This is a genomic window from Paraburkholderia gardini (assembly GCF_907164575.1).
In the GTDB taxonomy this organism is placed as follows: domain Bacteria; phylum Pseudomonadota; class Gammaproteobacteria; order Burkholderiales; family Burkholderiaceae; genus Paraburkholderia; species Paraburkholderia gardini.
The window spans coordinates 1-536 of record NZ_CAJQYY010000075.1 but is presented as its reverse complement, the minus strand read 5'-3'; the positions used below and the strand labels follow the sequence as shown (position 1 = coordinate 536).

Below are 536 nucleotides of genomic sequence, written 5' to 3'. Positions count from 1 at the left end.
AAGCTGCTCAAGGCGCTGGTCGACAGGGAACAGCCCCAGCTGGTGATCCTCGGCAAGCAGGCGATCGACGACGATTCGAACCAGACCGGCCAGATGCTGGCTGCGCTGGCGAACCTGCCACAGGCGACGTTTGCGTCGAAGGTGGTGGTGGCGGACGGCCGCGCGACGGTCGCACGCGAAGTGGATGGCGGCGCTGAAACGCTGTCGCTGACGCTGCCGGCGGTGGTCACGACCGACCTGCGCCTGAACGAGCCGCGCTACGTGACGCTGCCCAACATCATGAAGGCGAAGAAGAAGCCGCTGGAGACGCTCAAGCCGGAAGACCTCGGCGTTGATGTGACGCCGCGTCTGAAGACGCTGAAGGTGGTCGAGCCGCCGAAGCGCAGCGCCGGCGTCAAGGTTGCCGACGTGAAGACGCTGGTCGAGAAGCTGAAGACCGAAGCCAAGGTGCTTTGATCACGAACACGCAGGAGACGGACGAAATGACGAATCTGGTAATAGCAGAGCACGACGGCGCATCGATCAAGGCGGCGACG

Annotated in this window: 1 protein-coding gene; it reads left to right on the top strand. The window is 64.0% G+C overall.

The window, feature by feature from the left end; all coding sequences use genetic code 11:
* Nucleotides 1–456: electron transfer flavoprotein subunit beta/FixA family protein (locus LPA34_RS26865; protein WP_228984177.1), on the top strand; the 456-nt coding region annotated here is incomplete at its 5' end.
* Between the last annotated feature and the right edge of the window lie 80 nt (nt 457–536).